This window comes from Halorubrum sp. FL23, from assembly GCF_052439115.2.
Lineage (GTDB): Archaea > Halobacteriota > Halobacteria > Halobacteriales > Haloferacaceae > Halorubrum > Halorubrum persicum.
Window position 1 is genome coordinate 47341 of record NZ_JBQVRO020000012.1, and the last position, 14956, is coordinate 62296.

The window sequence follows — 14956 nt, forward strand, 5'->3', positions numbered from 1 at the left end:
GGGCATCACCCGGTACGGCGGCGGCTGGCGCCGAAGTGGGAAGGGATCCCGCGAAAGGGAAGAGAGAGGGAGAGGGGGTGGGTGGGGTTCGGCCCCGTCGCGATCCCCCGGCGGTGTCACGACCGTGAGGACCGTCCGGGAACCAGACGGCGGGTTGGGTGCCTTGACACAGCGTTGCCGAGCCGCGGATCACACCACTGCGACCGGCACTAACGACAACAACACTCAGGGTCGTGAATCACCGGCCTAATCTCTTAATCGGCGATTTGGTGGCTGCGTCCTCTGGGGCGTCGACTATTTGCGCGGGTAGGCGTACTCGAGGACCGTATTCGCGTTCGCGTCGATCACGCGGATCACGTCGCCGTCGTTGTTCCACACGGGTCGGCCGCGTCCCCAGTACAGGTCCGACTGGGATCGGTCGCCGGTCCCGGTGTGTAGCCGGAACCCCGCGTTCGCCTCCAGAACGAAGCCGTCGGGGACGTCGAACGCGGCTCCCTGCGCGTCCTCGACCGTGTATCCGGTCAGATCCAGCCGTTCGTCGCCGTCGTTTTCGAAGGCGACGTACTCCTCGTTCAGCCGGTCCGCGTCGTGACCCTCCGGATCCGGCTGTACGTCGGTGACGACGAGCTCGCTCTCCTCCGTGTCGACGTTGTCGAAGCCACCCGGTCTGACGGTGTCGCGACCGCGGACGAAGGTCTTCTCACCGGTCTTCGAGACGAGGTAGCCGTACGCGGAATCGAGCGAGAAGTTCGCGGCCGTCGCCGTGTAGCGCAGGTACAGCGTCCCGTCCTCTCTGGCGTACGACTGGGGCTGAGCGGCGTTCTCGCCCGCGAGATACCGTTTCGAACCGAAGTTGACCGAGTAGTTCCCCGGATCGAGATCCTCGGGCGCGACCCACTCGCTCTCGTCGACGCCGTCCGGCGGCGGCTCGACCGCGACCGTGATCGTGTCGCTCGCGTAGGGGTCGAACTCGTTGTCGGCGGCGTCGGGCATGATGTCGACGTTCGCCGATTTCACCGTCCGCCCCTTCGCCGGTTTGAGCTGGACCGGCCGTTCTTGGGACAGCGTGTGCGATTCGAGCTCGCCCAGGTCACCGGAGAGGAACGTCCACGTGTCGACCCCTCGCAGCGTCTTCGGCGTGACGGTGATCGAGAAGTCGTCTCGGTCGAGGACGCCCCAGTAGGCGCCGCCGTCGGTCTTGTGCGGCCCCCACCCCCATTCGACCTGTTGATTGCCGCCGGCCCACGGCTCGAAGTCGTCGTCGACGGCGGTCGGGTCGTCCCGGAGCGCCCACTCCCCGGCGTCGCGGCTCAGTCCCGAGAAGGAGAACTTCGCCGTCCCGCCGTGGTCGACCTCGGGTGACCCGTGGAGGAACACGAGCGAGGCGTCGACCGGGCCGTCGTAGACGAACAGCCGAGACGCCGCGTCGTCCCGGATGATGTCCCCTTCCGGATCCGCGGACGTCCGCTGTCGCTGATAGTCGTAAAACTCTCTGACGGTCATCTCGCCGTCGTCGTCTCGGAGGGGGTCGACCTCGTACCGCAGATACCCCTGCCGGAGGATGAACGTCGAGTCGTCCGAACCCGACGACACGCCGAAGTAGGCGCCGGCGAGTCCGCCCGCCAGTAGCCCACCGCCGATCAGAAACGTCCGGCGGGAGAGCTTCGAGTCGGAGTCGTGCGAATCTCTTTCGACGTCGAACTCCGTCTCGGACGCCGACGCCGGCGACGCTCGATCGGTCGAGTTTGCACGGAGATCACTCATCGTGGCGAACGATTCTCGGCCAGCCAGAAGGATGCCCGGCCAAATTCGCGAGCCGCGCGGCGGGCGTCCCCGCCGGGCGAGGGCGGACGCCGATTAGGCGCCATTCATTACTCGACCGCGGTCGAGAGGGGCGTACGAGCCCGCCGTTCGGCTCGGCAGATATGATTATCGCCACGTGTATCATGCTCGGCGGGCTCGCCGCGGTCGCCGTGCTCTCTCACCGCAGCGGCTACCGCCTCGGCGGCGTGATGGTGGTGCCGCTCCTCGCGGTGTACACGTTTCGGGAGCCGCTCTCGCCGGTCGTCTTCGCCGCCGGGGTCGGCGCCGCGTGGGGCGCGATCTGGGCCGTTCGTGAGTTCACGCTGAACCACGGCCGCCGCGTGTTCCTCGTCGGCATCGTCACCGGCGGCGCCGCGACCGTCCTCGCAGTCCACCTCCTCGCGACGTACACGCCCGCGCACCTCCCGTTCACCGACGTGGAGATCGTCGCGAGCATCTTCCCCGGCGTCGCCGCGTACAACCTGATGCGACTCGACGCGGACAACCGCCTCGCTGACGTCCTCGCGATGGTCGCCCTCTTCGTCGGCCTCGTGCTCCTCGGCGCGGGGGCGCTGTTCGTCTTCGAGGGGCGGTCGTTCCCCACGCCGCCCATCTTGGCCCTGCCGACGAGCGACCTCATCACGTGGCTCGGGATCGAGCCGCGGGGCGAGCCGATCACGCAGATCGTCCCCGAGTGGCTGTCGATCGTGGTGCTCGTCACGGATGTCGTGATCTACGAGGGGGTCCGGAAGCGGTACGACCTCCGCCTTGCGGGGATCATTATCATCCCGCTGCTCGCGGTGTTCAGCGTTCGGCTGGCGTCCGTCGCCGTCGTCTTCGCGGTCGGCGCGACCGCCGTCTTCGCGCTCCTCTTGGTCGTACACTGGATCTCGCTGCTGTACGGTCGCGTGCTGTTGGCGCTCTCGCTCTCGCTCGGCACCCTCTACGCGCTCGCAGTCAGCCTGTGGGTCGAAAGCTCCATTCCGGGGCTCACGCTGTTCTTCCTCGGCCTCTTCGTCGGTATCGCCGCGTACAACCTCTCCCGCGTCGCTCCGCGGACCCGCGCCGCGAGCCTCCGGATCTCGGCGGGGCTGTTCGTCGTGTTCTACGCCGTCCTGATCGCCTTCGTCGAGGTTCCGCCCAGCGGCCTGTTCTACGAGACCGGGATCGGCTACGCGCTCGTCGGGGTGGTCACCGTCGGCCTCGCCGGGAGGGAGGTTTACCGGCTCGAACGGTCGCGACCCTCCCGTAACGCGTTCGCCCGCGAGTCGGTGTTCGCGAAGGCCGACGTCGACGGCGGGAGCTCCGACTCGCCCCTCGTCGACGCGGAGAGCACTTCGACGACCGGGGACGGGTTGACCTTCGACGTGCCCGCGGTCGAGACGGCGGAAGTCGACGGAGGGTACGCCGACGGCGGGGACGCCGGCAGCGACGCTCACCGCGCGGAGTCGCCGGGAGGTGAGGACTGAGATGGGGGGACTCCCGTCGGCGTCCGACCTCGACCCGGGGGTCGCGGACGCGCTCGACACCGTCGGATCGGTCGCCCGCCGGACCGTCTTCGAGGGGTGGAGCCACTTCAATCGCGTCGGACAGACCCCCTACCGCGTCGCCGTGACCGGTGTCCGCGGGAAGTCGACGGTCGTCCGCTGGCTCAACGAGGCGCTCGTCGACCGCGGCTACGAGACGTACGCGAAGGTGACCGGCGACCATCCGGTGTCGTATCACAACCTCGACGACACGCCGATCGAGCGCGACGGGGTCACGCGGCTCTACGAGAACGCCCGCGAGTTCCGGGAGTATCACCCCGTCGACGCGGCGGTCGTGGAGAATCAGGGCATCCGCGAGTACACGACGCGCCTGGCGAACGAGCTGTTCGATCCGCAGGTGGTGATCCTCCTGAACGTCCGCCGGGACCACCAGTCGACGCTCGGCGAGGACCTGGGCGCCATCGCCCGTGTGTTCACCCGCGCCATGCCCGAGGACGCGACCGTCATCAGCGGCGACAGAAACGACGCGATCAACGCCTACCTCCGGCGGGAGTTCGCGAAGACGGGCAACGACTTCCGCGTCGCCGCGCCCGACACCGACGCGGAGAGCCCCTTCGCGGACGTGTTGGGCGCGCGGTCGGCCTTCGTCGTCGACGAGACGCTTCGCGCCCTCGGGATGGAGCCGCTCTCGGCGTCGCAGATCCGGGCGTACATCGACGACCTCCACGCCGAGTGGGGGTGGCGACGGCTCGACGGCGGCGGGCTCGTCGCCAACGGCGCGATGATGAACGACATCGAGTCCACGGAGCTGCTCCGACAGTTCCTCGTCGAGCGCCTCGACGGGGAGACCGTCACGCCGTTCGTCTACACCCGCCGCGACCGGGCGGGCCGGACGGCGGCGTTCACCCACTACCTCGACTGGCTCGACGCCAACGACCGCCTCACGAGGGTCCACGCGGCCGGCGGCCAAGAGGACCTTCTGGCGCGGCGCGTCGACGCCGACGTCGTCAGGCACGACGGCGACGAACCCGCGTCGGCGGTCCTCGACTCGGCGCTCGACGAGGGGCGACCGGTCTATCTGATGGGGAACACGGTCGCGACCTTCATGCGGGACCTGACCGACGAGATCGATCGGCGAGCGGTCGACTGAGGGGCGCTCGCCGGCTCACATCTCCGAGGGGTTCCGGATGTCGGTGAACGAGTCGTTCCCGCACTCCTGACAGTCGTCGGCGGCTTGCACCTGGGCGTCGCCGGGCCGACGGACCGAGCGCAGCGCGCCGCACTCTTCGCAGGCGACCAGTCCGATCGAGGCATCTGAGTTTGCCATACCAACCGTCATCGAGGCGATTCGGATAATCGAACGCCCTAATCGCGCCGGGGACGCCGAGCGCCGACGCCGGGATCAGAGGGGCAAAGCGACAGACGGATCGGCGGCGGCGGACCCTGCACGAAGGCCGGCTGACGGGGGACCCCCGACCGCCGCGCGCCGCCGATGAATCACGTAGGACGGAGGTTTTTACGGGGAGTTCCGAACATCACCCGTATGGTCGAGCGACATCACGCCGAGGATCCGCTGGCCCGCCTCCGGGAGCGGACGCCCGTGCTCGGGATGCTCCGCGAAGCGGGCGCGGAGGACCGGCCGTTCGAGGGAGCGACGATCGGGGTCTCGTCGCACCTCGAACCGAAGACGGGCATCTTCATCGAGACGCTGCGGGACGCCGGCGCCGAGGTCCTCTGTACGCCGAACGACCCCGGGAGCGTTCACGGCGACGTGGTCTCCCACCTCGACGCGCAGTCGGGGATCACGGCGTTCGCCGCCCCGGAGATGAGCGAGGCCGACCTCGATCGGGCCCACCGCGATTTATTGGATCGGGAGCCGGACCTCCTCGCGACGGACGGCGCGGAACTGCTCGCGAAATGTCACGCCGACCCGGAGCTGTCGACCGAGAGCGTCGTCGGCTGCGCCGAGCAGACGACCTCGGGCGTGTCGCGGGCGCGGGCGATGGCCGACGACGGCGTCCTCGCCGTCCCCGTGTTCGCGGTGAACCACACGCCGATGAAACACTGGTTCGACAACGTCCACGGGACCGGGGAGAGCGCGCTGACGAACGTGATGCTCTCGACGAACACGGTCCTCGCGGGCCGGACGGTCGTCGTCGCGGGCTACGGCTACGTGGGTCGGGGCGTCGCCACCAAGGCGCGCGCGCTCGGCGCCGACACCGTCGTCACGGAGGTCGACTCGCGGAAGGCGATCAGGGCGCATATGGACGGTCACCGGGTGATGCCGATGGACGAGGCCGCCGAGATCGGCGAGCTGTTCGTCACCGCGACCGGGAACTGTCACGTGATCCGCGAACGGCACGTCCGGAAGATGAACGACGGCGCGATGCTTTGCAACGTCGGCCACCGCGACATCGAGGTCGCCATCGGGGAGCTGGCGGACGCCGCGACTGACGTCAGAGACGTGGAGGAGGGGATCACCCGCTACTCGCTCGCCGACGGTCGGACGATCGACCTCTTGGCCGAGGGGAAGATGGTGAATCTGACCGGGCCGTACAGCCAAGGCCACCCCGCCGCCGTGATGGACACGACGTTCGCCGCGATGGTTCTGGCCCTTCGCGAACTCGTCGAAACCGACGGCCTGGACGCCGGTGTCCACCCGCTCCCCGAGCGACTCGACGAGGATGTCGCGCGGCTGAAACTGGACGCGCTCGGCGTGGAAATCGACTCGCTAACCGACCTCCAGCAGCGGTATCTCGACGCCTGGCAGCGAGACGAGATCGTGTAGCGGCACGCCGTTCGGAGTCGCTTTCGGCCACTCGATCGGTCGAACGGCGTCGGCTGGCGCGGCGGCGAAACGCGCCGGCCAGCGTCGGTCATCGACGAAAACCGCGCGCGGGTCAGTCGCGCTGTCGCCGGAACACCAGCCCGACACCGATGAGCGCGAGGGTCGCAAGGACGACGAAGAGCATGCTCTGGGGGGACGAGCTGGACGACCCCGTGTCGGGACCGTCGTTCAACGCCTGTCGGTCGGCGGGCGCCGACTGACTCGACTGCGATCGGATGTTGACCTGCGCGCTCTGGGTCATGCCGTCGCCGGCCGCGGTCTCGGCGTCGACGGTCGTTTCGTAGTGGCCGGTCTCGGCCGGGTTCGTCACCGGTCGGAGCCGGACGACGATCCGGTCGCCCGCTTCGAGCGTTGGCTTGCGGGACGCATCCACGTCCGAGAGGTCGAGGTGAACCGCGTCGTCGGCGACGTTGACCGTCACCGCGTCGGTGTCTCCCAACTCGGACTTGACGGTTCCGGAGGCGTTGACGACCCGCAGCGCGGCGACGTTCTGGTCGTCGCTAACCGAACTGATCGAGCCGCTTCGGTTCAGGAACCGGTCGCTGTACTCGATCTCCAGGCTGCTGAGCGTCTCGCCCGCGACGCCGGCGTCCGCCCCGACGGGGATCCGAAGCGTGTGGGCGCTCTGGTCCTCCCGCCACGGCGGCGTTGCGTCCGCGCTGGCCTCGTCGTGGTCGGATAGCGGAACCGTCAGGGTGTCGGTCTGTCCGGCGGTCGCCTCGGCGTCGCCGTTGGCGATCGCGTGGAGCTCCGACTCGAACGTGCCGGACACGTTGGTCTCGACATCAGCGACGTACACCGAGCCGTTGTCGGTCTGGTTCGCGCCGAAGTCGGACCGGGTAAGGGCGCGGTCGACGGGACCGTCGACGGTCGCGTTGATCCGGTCGGCCGGGCTGTCGGTCCGGACGACGAGGTCGACGTCCCGGTCGTCAGCCACCAGATCGAAGCCGGTGACGGTCGGTTCCGGCGGTTCGGACGCGGACGGGTCGGTGCTGCCGGAGCCGCCGCTGTCGTCATCGTCCGAGTCGCTACCACCCGAATCGTCGGTGTCGTCATCGTCTGAGCCGCCACTGTCGTCATCGTCTGAGCCGCCACTGTCGTCATCGTCCGAGTCGCCGCCGTCGGAATCACTGGTGTCGTCATCGTCCGAGTCGCCGCCGTCGGAATCGCTGGTGTCGTCATCGCCCGAGCCGCCCTCGGAGTCGTCGGTCGTGGCGTCGATCGTCGCGACGCCGCTTCGCGTCACGCTGCCGTCTTCGCTGTCGACGAGCTGCGCGTCGACGCTGTACACCTCCTCCGAGGAGGGGTACGCGACGCTGACGTCGACGGCGGCGTGGAAGTCGATATCACCGCCGGCGTCGGAGCTCGTCGCGAACTTGACGGTCTCGTCCGTGCCGTCGTCGTCGTACCCCTCGACGAGCTCGGCGCTCGAGGTGACGCTCGGTCCGCTGGTGTTCGCGGAGTTCACCGAGACGTTTCCCGCCAACGAGTCGGGGAACTCCACGTAGTGCCAGTCGGTGTCGCCGTCGGCGCTCACGTTCGACAGCTTGGCGCACACCTTCTGGTTGTTCACGGTCTCGCCGGGCGTCACCGAACTCGGGCTCGAACAGCCGCCGACGATGGCGGCCGGCGTGCCGTCGAGGGTCACGCTGTCGGACTCGCCGTCGGCGCCGTCGTTGTCGTCGGCGTCCTCCGCCTCGGTCAGCGTCGCCGTGTAGGTCCCGTCGCTCGCGGCCGCGTAGGTCGCTTCGTAGGCCCACGTGCCGCTCTGGTTCGTCGCCGAGAAGTCGCCCTCGGTGAGCGTCGTGACCGTCCCGTTGCTGTCGGAGAGGTCGACGGTGATGTTGGCCAGCTCCTGACTGGCGTTGAAGCTCACGGAGACGTTCCGATCGGCGGGGTTGGTCACCGCGTAGTCGGTGATGATCGGAGCGGTGCCGATGTCGACGGTGTCGTTGTACTCCTCGAACTGGACATCGCTCGTGTCGTGAAGGGTCAGGTTGGCGTCGAAGTCATCGGACGGATTCGTGACGTTGCCGACGACGACGCGGACCGGGTCACCGTCGCTCAGGCTCCGGGAGTTGCCGAGTTTGAACTCCACGGTCCCCCCGGAGGAACTGAACTGCGAGAATCCGTCAGTGTACTCGTTTCCGTCGACGTACAGTTGTACGTCCGATTCACCGACATCGCTCGCGTCAGCCGGACCCAAGTGAACGTCGACGTGCTGGAGCGTATCCTGATTGTTCAGTTCGACGTTTCCGTCAGCGGTGTAGGTCACGTTGGACGCACCCGAGCCGTTATCGTCGGGTGTGATCGACGTGTTCGTCGCGGCCGCGGCGGCGCCGCTGAAGGCGACGCTCCCGGCGACGACGGAGGCGATCAGCAGCGCCGAGAGCGCCAGCGCACGCGCCTTCTGGGTGGCGTTACTCATCTGTCGTCGTCGCGGTATCGAGGGTCGGTTCGCCGGACCGTTCCGGGATGCCGGTCGTCGCGTTCGAGCCGGGTCTCGATATCTCGACGCCGGACGCTGGGGCGCGGTCGCCCCGGAGCGCGTGCGGCGGCTGACATCGAGTCGGTTCCGAGGCGTCACCGCGACGCCCGAGCCCGTTCACTGTCGCGTCGCGTGGATCGAGTGATCGAATCATCATCGGTCGGTGTCTCGAATGTCAGCCCGCTGTCGGAGGCTGGCACTACACAGGTGTTACCCGAGGGACACAATCAGGGGCCGACCTACACACTTGACGCGCACGCCACCGCTTTTCGAGAGTGAAATCGGTGTACTGCGCCGGGGTGGCTAATCTGTTAGGCCGTCACACGATCGGCGGCCGATCAGTCGTCGGTCGCGTCGCCGATGACCGTCGTGAGGGGCGTGTGCTCACCCCCGCCGGTGACGACGACGTCGAACTCGCCCGATCGGTCGGCGATCGCGTGCGTCTCGCCCGACCTGTTCGCCTGTTCGCCCTCGCGTTCGGACGCGGTTCCCGTCCGGGCGGGACTGACTCGGCCGCGGGGGAGCGACGCCCGCCTAATCGCCGCTCGGCTCCCCGTCGACCGCCGTCGCGAGCTGTCGGAGCCCGCTCGCGAGGAGCAGGACCCCCGGACCGATGAGGAGAACGACCAGTCCGAGCGGCCGCTGTGCGAACAGGACCAGGCGACCGACGGCGGGGACGTGGAACCAGACCGCACCGACGACCCGCTCGTGGGGGACGAGCGTCGGATCGGGCCTGTCGTTCGCGTCACCTTTCGTCCGATAGGCGACGCCGCTCTCCGTCTGTCGTTTCTCGACGACGCGATGGGTGATCCGGTCCTGATCCGCGTCGTCGACGGAACCGGGCGCTCGATAGGTGATGACATCACCCTCCTCGACGGCCGACGGCGGCGCCGACCGCACGACGATCGCGTCGCCCGGGGTCAGCGTCGGCTCCATGCTCTCCGAGAGGACGACGTAGCTGTTCGCGCCGCCCGCGAGCGACGGGAGAGCGACGATCGCGACGAGGACGACGCATCCGACGAGGAGCACTGTCGCGCCGATCCTGAGTGCGGTGGTGAATCTGTCGAGCATAGTTCGAGCGGTCGTGGCGGGTCAGCAGATCCCGCGTTTCGTGTCGACGGGGATCGGGTCGCCGGCGGCGTCGGAGACGCTCCGGACATCGTTCGTCCCGCCGACGTCGTCGAGGTATCTGAGGTGGCTGTTCGAGTAGCCCGCGAACACGAGCTCCGTCTCCCCGTCGCCGTCGAAGTCGCAGGCGTGGACGGCGGTCTTCTTGGCGGTGCTCCCGCTCGTGAGCGATTTCTCGACCCAGCCGTCGGCGCCGAGCAGCCCCAGTCCGCCGGAGCCGTTGACGGCGGGTATGACGTCGCCGTACCCGTCGACGCCGGCCGGCGCACCGACGCCGTAGTTGTTGTTCGAGCCGGCGCTCGTGCCGGTCGAGGCGATCTGTCGGCTGGTCGTCTCCGTCGCAGGAACGATGTAGCGAACGGTCCCCGAGCCGTCGACGAAGACGAACTCCTCGACGCCGTCGTCGTCGACGTCTCCGGCCCCGATCGCTGCCTTGATACCGTTACCCAGGGAGGCGACGGCCTCGGCGCTCCCGCCGGGCGCGACGCGGTAGAGCGTGCTCGCGTTGTCGCCGGGGTAGTAGACCGAGAGCGGATGCCCGTTCCACGTCGCCGTCGCGAGGAGCGACTTCGCCCCGCGGGGCGCCTTCGAACTCCCGACGTCGAGCGCCGTGGTGCTCCCGTCGGCCGCGATCAGTTCGAGGTCGCCGTTCCCGTCGACGATCGGGAGGTGGTACGAACTGCCGCTGAAGCCTCCCTCCGCGGGACCGACGACGTCGACGCCGGTGGTGCCGTACGTCGTCACGCTGCCGGAGCTGGTGGTCGACGCGAGCGCGCCCCCGTCCGTGTAGACGGCGCGACAGGTCGACCAGGCGCCGCTGGTGAGCGAGCCGGAGTCGCTCGCGGTGTCTCCGAACGACGCGAGCGTGCCGCCGACGCCGGCCGCGAGCGCGGCCGTGGTGGCCACTCCCGCGAGTGCCTCCCGACGGCCGACGTGAGTGGTCGCGACCATGGTTGTGAAAGCGGCACCGACGCTCCTCAGGCCTGGTTCAGCGTGAAGTCGAAGTCGATCGTCGTCTTGTCGCCCTGGACCGCGTTCGTCGCGTCCTGTGGCAGTTTCCACTCGACGAAGAACTCCTTATCCGTGGGGCTGTCATCGGCGAACGTCATCGTCTGGTAGGTCGGTTGGGATGGGAAATCCGAGACATCCGCGAAATTCAGCGTCGCGCCGTCTCCATGTGCCACGGTTCCGTCCTCCTTCAGTCCGTAGTCAGAAGTGTCGTCGAACTGTCCTTCTCCGCTGTCGGGACTCGCTTCTTCGACCCACATCTTGACTTCGAGCTGGTCCGCCAGGGGGATGTTATCCTCGTCGGCCTCGGCCTCGGCGTCTTCCTCGGGTTTCGTCGACACCTCGTCAGTGTTCGAGACGTTCGCGATGGAGACGTCCAGCCGCCCGCCCGCGGTCCCGGCGCTCTCCAGGACGACCGAGGAACTGCCGCTCGCTCCCGGCTCGATGTCGTTCGTCGTGAACGAGAGGGTCTGTGTCCCCGTGTCCAACACGATCGAGTCTGTCTCGATGCTGTCGCTACTGGATTCGGTATCGCTGAACGTCGCGTACGTCCCCGCACTGATCGCTGCGCTCCCCCCGCCGATCGCGGCGAGTGCACCGAGCAACTGCCGCCGATCGAGGTTGTACTGTGTCGCTGACATACGTGGAGGTCATCCCGAACGCCTTTCAGCGACCGCCCAAAGTACCTCAGATCCCCGTCGACCACACCCTAATTACCGATCCTGTCGGCGGACAGCCGTCGGCCGCGGCACGCGACCCCCCGCCCGACGATGGGCGGTCGGACGCCGTCTCGCCCCCCGTAGGCTCTGAGAAACTCATAGCGGCCTCCTCACCGTCAGAGCACGCGCTGCTCGGCGCGGCGACGATCTGACGGCTCCCCCCTCGACTCACTCCGTCTCTTTGTCGATCAGCCCCCGTCGAACCGCGGCGATGATCGACTCCAGATCCTCGTCGTCGGCGTCGACGTCGACGCCGAGCGAGAGCGCGTGCGAGCCGGCGCCGGTCTGCCGGCCGCCCGTCGCGCCGCTCCCGTCTCCCTCGCCGCCAGACGACTCGGTCGCCGCGCCCCCGCCAGCACCGGGTGCGGTCGCGTCTCGGCGTGGGTCTCGGTCGGTCGTCCCCGACTCGACGGCCTCCGAGACCGCCGTGGCAACCTCGCCGAGCGCGATGCCGGCTTCATCGGAGCCGCCGGAGAGGGAGACGAACTCGATCGTCGGCGTCGAATCGGATGCGCCACCGTCGAGCACGACCGTCGGAACCGCGACGACCGCTCCGTCGGCTTCGTCGGCGTCGGACGCCGATTCCGACTGCCGCCGAGCGGGTGCGGGCTTGGCCGGTGCCGTCCGTTCGTCGGGAACCGGTAACCGGGTCGACTCGCGGGATGCGTCCGCTCGGTCGGATCCGTCGATCGCGTCGGGCGGGGCGGGGCCGTCGTCGCCGTCCGCGGTCGACTCTCTCTCCTCGTCCGATGCCCCCTCGGGGAGGCGATACCGATCGTCGTCGCGCGTCAGCACGCCCGTCCACTCGAAGAGGTCGAGGAGCGTGGTGACGCCGCTCTGGACGCGGCCTGCCGAGGGGTCCGCTCCGGCGAGGCTCGCGACGACCGCCACCAGATCGGCGCGGTCCATCGGGTTCTCCCGGAGGACGCCACGCAGTGTCTCGGTCAGCTCCCAGTCGGTCAGGAGTTCCCGGCCACGCTCTGCGGCGAGCGACTGGTCTTCGGCCACGAGCGCGCCCGCGAGCGCCTGCCCCTCGTCGGTCAGTTCGTGTTGCTGGCCAGACCGCTCGAGGACGCCGATATCCTCGAGAAACCGCGTCTGCCGTCCGACCGCGTCCGAGATGCCGGTGGCGTCCTCGACATCTGCGGTGTACCGGGGTTCGACCGCGGCCCCGACCGCAGCCCAGCCGGCCACGATCTCCCGGAGCGTCTCCAAACTGACCCCCTTCGGCACGTGATGCTCGCCCATGGGCGCTCGGTGCGGGGGCGTCACCGAAAGACCGGAGCCTAATACCGGGGACTCGCCACGTCGCCTGAGACGCCGGCGTTCGCCCGCTCGAGAAGAGCCGGCGGGAAGCGGCCGTCAAACTCGATGCTCGCGTGCCCTCAGGGCGAATACTCGGGCGACTGAGCTTCGATCACTTCGGCGACGTCTTCCAGTTCCTCGCCCGTCGTCGCGACGACATCGTCGAGGGTCGCGACGCCGGTGAGCTTCCCGTCGTCGACGACCGGAATTCGTCGTGCGTGTGTCGCTGCCATCTTCTCGGGTAGCTCGACCGCCTCGGCGTCGCTCTCGATGGTGACGGGATCTTCGGTCATGATGTCGCTCGCCTCCAACTCCGAGAGGTCCTCGTGGTCTGCGACCGCCATCGCGACGTCCCTGTCGGTGGCGATTCCGACTGGTCTGCCCTGCTTCTCGACGACGACGCTACCGACGCCCTCGTCTCTGAGGCGTTCCGCGACGCGGATAGCTGGTGTGTCTGGCTCTGCGACGACGGGCTCGACTGCGAGATGTTCGACTGGCATCGGTCCGTCACACGCTTCCGGAGACTGTCTGTTAAAACGGAATCCTAAGTGTGTTGCCGGTCGAGGCGCCGATTTCGAATGCCGGTGTGTTACACGAGGAGATGATACCGAGATTCCGTCGATCGATTAGGGCGTCCCTTTTTCGAGCGTGGTCGCGTCGATATCGGCGAGAAGGGAGATTTCTCCGACAGAACGGAAGCGGGCGAGCGACTCGCCGACGAACTCGAAACGCGTGGCATGGCTCCGGATATCGTACTGGGGATTCCCCGCGGCGGGTTGCCACTCGCCAGCGCCGTCGCGAACCGGCTCGGCGTTCCGCTTGACGTCGTGGTCGCGAAGAAGATCGCGCTCCCGAGCAACCCGGAACACGCCGTCGGTGCGGTCACCGCCGACGGTGCGGCGTGGTACGACGACGAGGTCATCCGTCGGCTCGGGCTCGACGAGGGGGCCCTCGAACCCGAGCGGGAGCGAGCCCGACGGCGTGCCGAGGAGAAACGCGACGCGTTCCTGGACAGCCGGACGCCGCCGACGCCGCCGGCGCGGCCCGTGTCACGGTGGCGGTTCCGGTGGCGTCGCCGACGACCGTCCCCGAACACGAGGCGGAAGCCGACGACGTGATCGCCCTCCGGACCCCCGAGGGGTTCCGCGCGGTCGGACCGTTCTATCGGCGCTTCGACCAGGTGCCGACCGAGGCGGCCGTCGAGTACCTCGAGGAGGCTGCAACCCCCGACTGAACGGGGCGTTACGGGCGGATCTGCGTCCCGGCGTCGCCGTCGACGGCGGCAGCGATGGAGTCGGGCGTCGTGATGACGGCCCGGTCGCCGCCCGCATCGAGGAACCGCAGACACGCCGCCACCTTCGGTCGCATGCTGCCGGCGGCGAACTCGCCCGCCTCGAGCGCCCGTCGGAGCGACGCCGCGTCCGTCTCCCGAATCGGCTCCTCGTCGTCGGTTCCGAAGTTCCGGTACGCGTACTCGACGTGGGTCGCCATCACGAGACAGTCCGCGTCGACGGCTGACGCGACGAGGCGGGTGGTGTGGTCCTTGTCGACGACGGCTTCGACGCCCTCGCACGCACCCTCTCCGACGACCGGAACGCCGCCGCCGCCGCCACAGACCACCGTCACCCCGTCAGCGACGAGCCCCCTGATCTCGTCGATCTCGAGGACCGCCGTCGGCTCCGGCGAGGGGACCAGGCGCCGATACGCGGACTCGCCGGTCGGTTTCGTGACGGGGCCGGTCTCGAACGATTGCTCCGCGGCCTCCGACTCGGTGTAGTACGGGCCGATCGGCTTCGTCGGGTCCTCGAAGGCCGGATCGGCGGGGTCGACGCGGACCCGCGTCACGACCGTCGTGACGCGTCCGTCGACCGCCGACTCCAGCTGGTCGGCGACGAGATAGCCGATCTGTGCCTGCGTCTCGGCGACGAGCACGTCGAGCGGCCGCTCGGGGGCGTCCGCCCTCGACTGCTGTAACAGCAGCTGCCCGACCTGCGGGCCGTTGCCGTGAGTGAACAGGAGTTCGTCGCCCCGTTCGGCGAGTTCGCCGACGGCGTCGGCCAGCGCTCCGATCCTCGCCCGCTGTTGGGCGACCGTGACATCGCCGTCACTGGCGATGGCGTTCCCGCCGAGCGCGATCACCGTTCGCATACGCGACCGACGGGGGGCGGCA

At 68.7% G+C, this 14956-nt stretch carries 15 protein-coding genes; 6 read left to right on the forward strand and 9 right to left on the reverse strand.

Annotation, left to right across the window (positions count from 1 at the left end; translation table 11 throughout):
* Positions 1–294: 294 nt before the first annotated feature.
* Complete coding sequence (locus ACT4MF_RS14310; RefSeq protein ID WP_444683105.1) at positions 295–1764, reverse strand: lamin tail domain-containing protein; 1470 nt, start codon at positions 1762–1764, stop codon at positions 295–297.
* Between the two features lie 161 nt (positions 1765–1925).
* Between ACT4MF_RS14310 and ACT4MF_RS14315 the strand changes: the two genes are divergently transcribed.
* Positions 1926–3272, forward strand: coding sequence for a poly-gamma-glutamate biosynthesis protein PgsC/CapC (locus ACT4MF_RS14315; RefSeq protein ID WP_444683106.1), 1347 nt, complete (start codon positions 1926–1928; stop codon positions 3270–3272).
* A 1-nt stretch (position 3273) separates the two neighbouring features.
* The gene (locus tag ACT4MF_RS14320) at positions 3274–4440 is read left to right on the forward strand and encodes a folylpolyglutamate synthase/dihydrofolate synthase family protein (RefSeq protein ID WP_444683107.1); all 1167 of its coding nucleotides are present in this window, start codon (positions 3274–3276) and stop codon (positions 4438–4440) included.
* A 15-nt stretch (positions 4441–4455) separates the two neighbouring features.
* On the opposite strand, the gene ACT4MF_RS14325 is transcribed toward ACT4MF_RS14320, so the two are convergent.
* Positions 4456–4617 carry a hypothetical protein gene (locus ACT4MF_RS14325; RefSeq protein ID WP_180271793.1) on the reverse strand — a complete coding sequence of 54 codons (162 nt, stop codon included), beginning with the start codon at positions 4615–4617 and terminating at the stop codon, positions 4456–4458.
* A 216-nt stretch (positions 4618–4833) separates the two neighbouring features.
* On the opposite strand from ACT4MF_RS14325, the gene ACT4MF_RS14330 reads away from it, so the two are divergent.
* The gene (locus ACT4MF_RS14330) at positions 4834–6078 is read left to right on the forward strand and encodes an adenosylhomocysteinase (RefSeq protein ID WP_099255631.1); all 1245 of its coding nucleotides are present in this window, start codon (positions 4834–4836) and stop codon (positions 6076–6078) included.
* A gap of 112 nt (positions 6079–6190) precedes the next feature.
* Here ACT4MF_RS14330 and ACT4MF_RS14335 read toward each other — a convergent pair whose 3' ends face one another.
* From ACT4MF_RS14335 to ACT4MF_RS14350, 4 genes are all read right to left on the reverse strand, one after another.
* Positions 6191–8566 (reverse strand): surface glycoprotein, encoded by a 2376-nt coding sequence (locus ACT4MF_RS14335; protein ID WP_444683108.1) that lies wholly within the window; start codon positions 8564–8566, stop codon positions 6191–6193.
* A 594-nt stretch (positions 8567–9160) separates the two neighbouring features.
* On the reverse strand, positions 9161–9697 hold the full coding sequence (locus ACT4MF_RS14340) for a signal peptidase I (protein ID WP_444683110.1): 537 nt from the start codon (positions 9695–9697) through the stop codon (positions 9161–9163).
* A gap of 21 nt (positions 9698–9718) precedes the next feature.
* The gene (locus ACT4MF_RS14345) at positions 9719–10705 is read right to left on the reverse strand and encodes a hypothetical protein (RefSeq protein ID WP_444683111.1); all 987 of its coding nucleotides are present in this window, start codon (positions 10703–10705) and stop codon (positions 9719–9721) included.
* Positions 10706–10731: 26 nt separating this feature from the next.
* Positions 10732–11403 carry a SipW-dependent-type signal peptide-containing protein gene (locus ACT4MF_RS14350; protein ID WP_444683112.1) on the reverse strand — a complete coding sequence of 224 codons (672 nt, stop codon included), beginning with the start codon at positions 11401–11403 and terminating at the stop codon, positions 10732–10734.
* Between ACT4MF_RS14350 and ACT4MF_RS14355 the strand changes: the two genes are divergently transcribed.
* Positions 11391–11633 (forward strand): hypothetical protein, encoded by a 243-nt coding sequence (locus tag ACT4MF_RS14355; protein ID WP_144050425.1) that lies wholly within the window; start codon positions 11391–11393, stop codon positions 11631–11633. The genes ACT4MF_RS14350 and ACT4MF_RS14355 overlap by 13 nt on opposite strands.
* Before the next feature lie 16 nt (positions 11634–11649).
* Here ACT4MF_RS14355 and ACT4MF_RS14360 read toward each other — a convergent pair whose 3' ends face one another.
* Positions 11650–12729 carry a hypothetical protein gene (locus ACT4MF_RS14360; RefSeq protein ID WP_444683113.1) on the reverse strand — a complete coding sequence of 360 codons (1080 nt, stop codon included), beginning with the start codon at positions 12727–12729 and terminating at the stop codon, positions 11650–11652.
* 137 nt (positions 12730–12866) lie between these two features.
* Positions 12867–13286 carry a CBS domain-containing protein gene (locus tag ACT4MF_RS14365; protein ID WP_099255637.1) on the reverse strand — a complete coding sequence of 140 codons (420 nt, stop codon included), beginning with the start codon at positions 13284–13286 and terminating at the stop codon, positions 12867–12869.
* Positions 13287–13523: 237 nt separating this feature from the next.
* Between ACT4MF_RS14365 and ACT4MF_RS14370 the strand changes: the two genes are divergently transcribed.
* Both ACT4MF_RS14370 and ACT4MF_RS14375 read left to right on the forward strand, forming a co-directional pair.
* The gene (locus ACT4MF_RS14370; protein ID WP_444683114.1) at positions 13524–13904 is read left to right on the forward strand and encodes a phosphoribosyltransferase family protein; all 381 of its coding nucleotides are present in this window, start codon (positions 13524–13526) and stop codon (positions 13902–13904) included.
* Positions 13853–14020, forward strand: a complete 168-nt coding sequence (locus ACT4MF_RS14375; protein ID WP_444683115.1) for a hypothetical protein — start codon at positions 13853–13855, stop codon at positions 14018–14020. Before ACT4MF_RS14370 ends, ACT4MF_RS14375 begins: the two co-directional genes overlap by 52 nt.
* An 8-nt stretch (positions 14021–14028) precedes the next feature.
* On the opposite strand, the gene ACT4MF_RS14380 is transcribed toward ACT4MF_RS14375, so the two are convergent.
* Entirely contained in the window at positions 14029–14934 is a 906-nt protein-coding gene (locus ACT4MF_RS14380) for an amino acid kinase family protein (protein ID WP_444683116.1), read from the reverse strand.
* Between the last annotated feature and the right edge of the window lie 22 nt (positions 14935–14956).

Coding starts and splice junctions, on each gene's coding strand:
- ACT4MF_RS14380 (WP_444683116.1), bottom strand. CDS start 14,934: ATGCGAACGGTGATCGCGCTCGGCGGGAACGCCATCGCCAGTGACGGC.
- ACT4MF_RS14325 (WP_180271793.1), bottom strand. CDS start 4,617: ATGGCAAACTCAGATGCCTCGATCGGACTGGTCGCCTGCGAAGAGTGC.
- ACT4MF_RS14365 (WP_099255637.1), bottom strand. CDS start 13,286: ATGCCAGTCGAACATCTCGCAGTCGAGCCCGTCGTCGCAGAGCCAGAC.
- ACT4MF_RS14360 (WP_444683113.1), bottom strand. CDS start 12,729: ATGGGCGAGCATCACGTGCCGAAGGGGGTCAGTTTGGAGACGCTCCGG.
- ACT4MF_RS14310 (WP_444683105.1), bottom strand. CDS start 1,764: ATGAGTGATCTCCGTGCAAACTCGACCGATCGAGCGTCGCCGGCGTCG.
- ACT4MF_RS14345 (WP_444683111.1), bottom strand. CDS start 10,705: ATGGTCGCGACCACTCACGTCGGCCGTCGGGAGGCACTCGCGGGAGTG.
- ACT4MF_RS14320 (WP_444683107.1), top strand. CDS start 3,274: ATGGGGGGACTCCCGTCGGCGTCCGACCTCGACCCGGGGGTCGCGGAC.
- ACT4MF_RS14315 (WP_444683106.1), top strand. CDS start 1,926: ATGATTATCGCCACGTGTATCATGCTCGGCGGGCTCGCCGCGGTCGCC.
- ACT4MF_RS14370 (WP_444683114.1), top strand. CDS start 13,524: ATGGCTCCGGATATCGTACTGGGGATTCCCCGCGGCGGGTTGCCACTC.
- ACT4MF_RS14340 (WP_444683110.1), bottom strand. CDS start 9,697: ATGCTCGACAGATTCACCACCGCACTCAGGATCGGCGCGACAGTGCTC.
- ACT4MF_RS14335 (WP_444683108.1), bottom strand. CDS start 8,566: ATGAGTAACGCCACCCAGAAGGCGCGTGCGCTGGCGCTCTCGGCGCTG.
- ACT4MF_RS14330 (WP_099255631.1), top strand. CDS start 4,834: ATGGTCGAGCGACATCACGCCGAGGATCCGCTGGCCCGCCTCCGGGAG.
- ACT4MF_RS14350 (WP_444683112.1), bottom strand. CDS start 11,403: ATGTCAGCGACACAGTACAACCTCGATCGGCGGCAGTTGCTCGGTGCA.